Below are 6151 nucleotides of genomic sequence, written 5' to 3'. Positions count from 1 at the left end.
CGCTCGGCCGCAGCGGTCACCGCTTTCTGCCAACGGGTGCACGGCCCGACCAGCCGCATCCGCACACGTGCCGACTTATGACTGATCTCACATATCTTTCAGGGGGAGTAGGCCTGTGAAACGGCCTCTGCGCTCATGGGGAGCGTCATCAACGAGGAAAGCACTCACACGGGACGGCCAGGCTCTTGGATTGCGCAGCGCGTGCGCCGTCCTGCTACCCGTGACGCTCGCCGTCGGCCTGCTCGGTGCCGGGCCGGCCGTAGCCGACCCTGTGGACGACGCCTCGCGCTACTCGGTTCCCGATCGCGCATTGGTCGTCGACTTGTGGATGACCGGCGGTACCGGCATCAAAGCAGCGGCGGAGAAGGCTCTGACGGGCTCGGACGAGGACGTGAAGAACTTCCTCGGCGCCAAGAACGACATCCAAGATGACGACGACCGTGTGGCAGTGAGCCGTGTCTTCAATGTGGGCGGCGCCGCGGTGCAGACGGCTGCCAAGGAAGCACTCAGGGCGTCGCTGAACGGTGACCCCGAACAGCTGCGGGCCTTTCTGAAGGGCGGTTGGAAGGCGCCGCTGCAGGAGGACCAACGGGTGGAGGCCTCACGGGTCATCAATTTCGGTGGTCCCGGGGTAAAGCAGGCGGGCATGGCGGCTCTGAAGGGGACCCCGGATGATGTCGCGCAGTTCCTGAAGGTCGGCCAGTACCAGGCTCGGGAGACCGACGACCGGGTCGAGGTCTCGAAGCTCATCGACGATGGCGGGCCGGCGGTGAAGGCGGCCGGGAAGCTCGCCCTGCAGGGCACCCCGGATGACGTGGTGGAGTTCCTGGAGGTCGGGCAGTTCGTGGCCCGCAACAAGGACCAGGAACACGCCACCATCCAGCAGTTGCTGGACCAGGCGCAAAAGGCCGGGACGCGAGCGCAGGCCGCGACCGAGGCAGCCAAGGCGGCCTCGGCGCGGGCGAAGGCGGCCTCTGCGCTGGCCAAGGAGGACGCGCAGCGAGCCGCCAAGGAGACCGAGGCCGCCAAGGGCGACTCGGAGATGGCTGCGGCCAGGGCCAGGCAGGCGGCAGATGCCGCGCGTGCGGCCGCCGGTGCGGCGCAGGAGGCGATCGGCGCGGCGAACGCGGCGAACGAATCCGCGCGCGTTGCCGCGGCGGCGGCCGCGCAGACCGCCGCGGCGGCCACGGCCGCGGCGAACGCCGCCTCCCGGGCCTACAACGCCGCAGCGGCGGCCGCCGGCAATGCGGGCAAGGCCGAGGATGCGAAGAATGCGGCGGCCAATGCGCGCGCGACGGCGCTGCTTGCCGCCAAGTCGGCGCAGGCCGCCCAGGCGGCGGGGGACGCCTCCCGGGCTGCCAAGGCAGCCGCTGCGGACTCGCGCGCCGCCGGCGCCGATGCGAACGCGGCCGCTGATGCGGCGGATGAGGCGAACGCGGCTGCGGACGCGGCCGGCGCGCACTCCGAGGAGGCCGCGCAGGCGGCCGCGGAGACCCGTCGCCACGCGGCGGAGGCCAACCGTGCCGCCGACGCAGCCCAGGCGCTTGCCGACGAGTCCGCCAACGCCGCCTACGCCGCGCGGGACGCGGCCAATTCCGCCGCCGACCACGCGAACAAGGCGGCGGACGCGGCGGAGGACGCGGCCAAGCACGCCGGCCAGGCAGCCGATGCGGCCAAGCAGGCCGACAAGCAGGCGCAAGCGGCCAAGCAGGCCGCCGACACCGCCGACGTGGCGGTGGCGACCACCAAGAAGGTGTACGACATCGCCCGCAAGAGCGAGGCCGAAGACCTCACCACCCGCACCAACGCCGCCATCGAACGCGCCAGGACACGCAAGGACCAGGCGGACGACTTCACTTCCCAGGCCGCCGCCGACCTGGCAGACGCCCGGGGCCTGGACGACACCGCGCAAACCCTCGCGGCGGAAGCCACCAGGCCCGATGCGGACACCAAGGCCCTCGCGGTCAGGGGCCGCCGGCTCGCCCTGAAGGCGCTCAAGGAACTGGGGCCCTTCAGCCAGGCCGCGGCCGCCCGAGCCCTGTCCGGCACCGACGACGACGTCCTGGAATACCTGCGCACCGGCTGGCAGCAGGCCAAGGCACAGGAGACCCGCGAGAAGGTCTTCGAGCTCAGCACCACCAGCCCCTACGAGGCAGTGCGCACCGCCGCGACCGAGGCGCTCAAGGGCAGCGACCAGCAGATCGCCGACTTCTACACCACCGGCCAGTACACGGTCGCCAACGATGACCTGCGCGTGCAGGTCTCGCAGATCGACAACGCCGGTGGTCCCGGCGTCAAGGAAGCCTCCAAGGCCGCCTTGGCCGCCAACGACCCCAAGGCGCTGGCCGCCTTCATCGCCACCAGCCAGTACGGCGCCCGCAACGACGACGAGCGAGTCACCGCCTCCAAACTGGTCAACGACGGCGGACCCGAAGTCCAGGCAGCCGCCAAGATCGCCCTGTCCGGCCCCGCCGACGAGCTGCACGACTTCCTCCAGGTCGGCCAGTACATGGCCGACCGCAAGGACAAGCTCGCCGCCACCCACAACGCCCAGATGCAGCGCCTGATCGCCGATGCATCCGGCATCGCCGCCACGGCCCGACAGAACAGCTGGCTCGCCGCCAAGGCCGCAGCGGACGCTCACAGGGCCGAAACCGACGCGAAGAAGGCAGCCAACGAAGCCGCCAACTCCGCCCACCAGGCCCAGGGCTACGCCCACGACGCCGACGTCGCAGCCACCAGCGCGGAGAACTCCGCCAACCAGGCCGCCAAGTCCGCAGCTACCGCACGCGACGCCGCCGACGCCGCCGACCGCGACGCCGACGACGCCACCGAATCCGCCGCCCAGGCCCAGTTCAACGCCACCTACGCACGCAGCTCCGCCGAACAGGCCGACCATGCGGCAGCCGACGCCCACGACTCAGCGGTCGCGGCCGGCAAGAGCGCCAAGGAAGCCCAGACCCAGGCCAAGCAGGCCTGGCAGATCACGATGGACAGGCGTCGGGCCGAGGAAGCCGAAGCCCGACGCCAGGCCGAAGTAGCACGCAAGGCCGCAGCAGAGGCGAAGAAGAAGCAGCCCCGGCGCTGCCGCCCGAGCCCCAACCACGAGATAGCCGGCTTCCTGCCCTGCGCACTCGCCCCGGGCGACTTCGTCATCGACACCACCCCGCCCGACCCGACCCTGACCGCAATCACCTGGGAACTCCTCGGCCTCAACGACATCAAGGACTGCATCAAAAACCCCACCCTCGGCAAATGCGCCTCCGCGGCCTTGGTCGTCCTCCCCGCCGCCGGTGAGCTCAGGGCCGCCAAGAAAGTCGAGGAGGGAGTCGAAGGTGTAATCGAGGAATCCCGGTTCCACAGCCTTGCCGAGGCCGGGGACAGCTGCCCGCGGGTGCCCCTCGCGAGAAGCTCACGCTTCCTGCCAGCGGGGCGGGCATTCACCGCCAGGTCAGCCGCCAGTGGCGGTCTCGACCCCCTGCACTTCTTCGGTGACTACACAGGTCGAATCGACCAGTTCCCGGCGGGCGGAGGGAGGTCGGGCTTCGAGATCCATGTTTACTACCAGGGTAAGGAGTACGGATTCTTCGGCAGTGATGGCTGGTTTTCCAAGCACTCTCTGCCGGTCCCGAAGGACCCTCCGTATCAGCTGGAGACAGTCCTCAAGGGGTACGCTGTCGACTGGATGCGTCGCGCAGGCATTCTCAAGCCCGGCGACAGCATCAAGGGGGAAGACTGGATGAGGCCGCGTGGCTGCTGAGTCACCGTAGGCGTTTCCAGGGGGCGTGAGGCACCCGCCTCACGCCCCCACGGTTCGAAGGAATTCCATGCTCGAGTTCATCAACATTCAGAAGACCGAAACCGGGTACCTACTCGATCCGAGCGCGTACCTGGAAAAGCTCCCTGAGATCCTCTCTCACCTGCCCGTGGGCGCACGGCGGTTCGCTTCCGACCCGGAGCACTACGACTTCTACCGCGAGCACTGCGTCAAGGATCTGCGGCCGTACCTCATCTCGGCCGAGGAGAGATCCAAAGAGCTCTCGCTACACATCCTTCTTCACTGGAACGACTTCTCGCAAGAGGTCCTCCGAGTCTGCTACCAAGGCGTCACGGGCTTCGAAATGACGGGGCAACTGGACCAGTTGGGGCCTGTGCAACTCGACGAGATTCTGCCCGCAGCCACGGGCTGCGTGCATACCATCCAGCTGATTGGTGGTCACATCCGCATCACATGCACTGACCTCGTGGCCTCATGGGAGAATCGGCAGAGCTGACCGGCCCCTGGGGTGTCTTGTCCGCGCGCACTCGCCTCGGCAGGGTGCGCGGCCTGCCCGACCCCAGGCGGGGCACCCGGCCCAGGACGGCCTCGAACTGTGGGGAGTCCCCGCGCTGCCCGGCGGTGATCACGATGGACATGGGTTTCTGCCCCTGCTCGACGCCCAGGTGCAACTTGGTGGTCAGCCCGCCGCGCGAGCGTCCGAGCCCGTGGTCGTCCGGCTCAACGGCGACGCCGCCGGGCGGCTCCTTCTGAAGGTCCCCCCTTTGCGCGCCCCGTCGGCGTGCTGATGGGCCCGCACGATCGTCGAGTCGACGTTGATGTCCCAGGTGATCAGGTCCTTCGCATCCGTCCGGCTCTGCAGGGCGGTGAAGATCTGGTGCCACGTTCCGTCTCGCTGCCAGCGGCGGAAAAGGTCGTACACCCGACCCCACGGCCCTGTGGGGTTCGTAAAGTCATCGCTGCAGGTGAGCCGCGGTGTACATGGTTGTCGGTGGTGGCTGAGACGCTGTCCCGATGGTCGTGTCGCTGTTGTACCGCGCTGCCCGCACGATGCTGTCCCTACCGGCTGTCCTACTGCGCCGAGACACCGCCAGGGACGCCGAGTTGTTGGTGCTGAGGCATGAGAACTCAGTCCTGCGCCGTCAGCTCAAGGGCCCGGTCCGCTACGAGTGGGCCGACCGGTTCTGGCTCTCCGCCCTGTCCTCGCTGATACCGCGCCGCCGCTGGGCCGACGTCTTCCCCGTCACCCCCGGCACCCTACTGGCCTGGCACCGCAAGCTGATCGCCAAGAAGTAGGACTACTCCGCCCGCCGCGGCCGCACCGGCCGACCCCCGACTGCGGCCGCGCTCAGGAAGCTGGTACTGCGCTTGGCCGGCGAGAATCCCCGGTGGGGACATCGCAGGATCCAAGGCGAGCTTGCCCGGCTGGGCCATCCGATCGCACCGTCCACGGTTTGGGGGATCTTGAACGCCGCGGGCATCGACCCGGCTCCACGCCGGTCCGGCCCCAGCTGGCGCGAGTTCCTGACCGCCCAAGCCCAAGGGATCACCGCAGCCGACTTCTTCCACGTGGACACCATGCTCGGAAAGCGCCTGTACGCCATGGCGTTCCTGGAACACGGCACCCGCAGACTGCACATCACCGGCGTCACCGCCCACCCCACTCGGGCCTGGGCGACGCAACAGGCCCGCAATCTCGCCGACCAACTCGACACGCACATGGAGTCCCTGCGCTTCGTGCTGCGCGACCGCGACGCCAAGTACGACCCGTCCTTCGACGCCGTCTTCGAAACCGAGGACATGGAGGTGCTGCTGAGCGCGCCACGGGCGCCTCGGATGAACGCGCACTGCGAGCGGGTGATCGGCACCGTCCGTCGCGAGGCCCTCGACCACGTCCTGCTCATGAACGAGGCCCACGCCCGGCAAGTCCTGGCCGACTTCGAACGGCACTACAACGCGCCCCGACCTCACCGGGCCCGAGATCAACGACCCCCTCACGCCTCCGGGCAGCCCGCCACCGTCCACGACCTCGACGACCACAGACTCCTGCGCACCCGCATCCTCGGTGGTGCCATCAACGAGTACCGGTACGCTGCTTGACCTGCGGCGATGACTTTCCGAGCCCCACAGGCACGGTTGCCGCGCCGTAACTCTGCACCGCCTGCAGCGACGTCGACGGCCCCGCAAGATGCCTCGCGGCGCCGTCGGCGTTCGCCTGCGTTGCCATCAGCGCTGCCGTCAAACGCCGCTATCTACTGCTCGGCAGAAGAGGGGCGTATTAACCCTGGCTATTCAGCGGAATTGGGCGACCTGACGCCCCGATAGCAGAAAGGTGCCGTTGACCTGCAAGGATGTGAGTGTCGAAGTCATATC

Annotated in this window: 3 protein-coding genes and 1 pseudogene; 3 read left to right on the top strand and 1 reads right to left on the bottom strand. The window is 68.8% G+C overall.

What is annotated here, in order from left to right:
* Positions 1-220: 220 nt before the first annotated feature.
* Positions 221-3760: an ALF repeat-containing protein gene (locus ACFYX0_RS46220; RefSeq protein WP_388981448.1), complete on the top strand. Its 3540-nt coding sequence runs from the start codon at positions 221-223 to the stop codon at positions 3758-3760.
* A gap of 67 nt (positions 3761-3827) precedes the next feature.
* On the top strand, positions 3828-4274 hold the full coding sequence (locus ACFYX0_RS46215; RefSeq protein ID WP_388981446.1) for a hypothetical protein: 447 nt from the start codon (positions 3828-3830) through the stop codon (positions 4272-4274).
* Positions 4275-4457: 183 nt separating this feature from the next.
* Here the strand turns inward: ACFYX0_RS46215 and ACFYX0_RS46210 are convergent, their stop codons facing one another.
* A complete protein-coding gene (locus tag ACFYX0_RS46210) occupies positions 4458-4700 on the bottom strand; it encodes a hypothetical protein (RefSeq protein ID WP_388981444.1) in 243 nt (80 codons plus the stop codon).
* A gap of 92 nt (positions 4701-4792) precedes the next feature.
* On the opposite strand from ACFYX0_RS46210, the pseudogene ACFYX0_RS46205 reads away from it, so the two are divergent.
* Positions 4793-5878, top strand: a pseudogene (locus tag ACFYX0_RS46205) (integrase core domain-containing protein).
* Positions 5879-6151: the final 273 nt, after the last annotated feature.

Origin of the sequence: Streptomyces sp. NPDC002573, from assembly GCF_042889625.1 — a bacterium.
In the GTDB taxonomy this organism is placed as follows: domain Bacteria; phylum Actinomycetota; class Actinomycetes; order Streptomycetales; family Streptomycetaceae; genus Streptomyces; species Streptomyces gibsoniae.
This window is presented reverse-complemented; position numbering and strand designations above follow the sequence as displayed.

Coding starts and splice junctions, on each gene's coding strand:
- ACFYX0_RS46215 (WP_388981446.1), top strand. CDS start 3,828: ATGCTCGAGTTCATCAACATTCAGAAGACCGAAACCGGGTACCTACTC.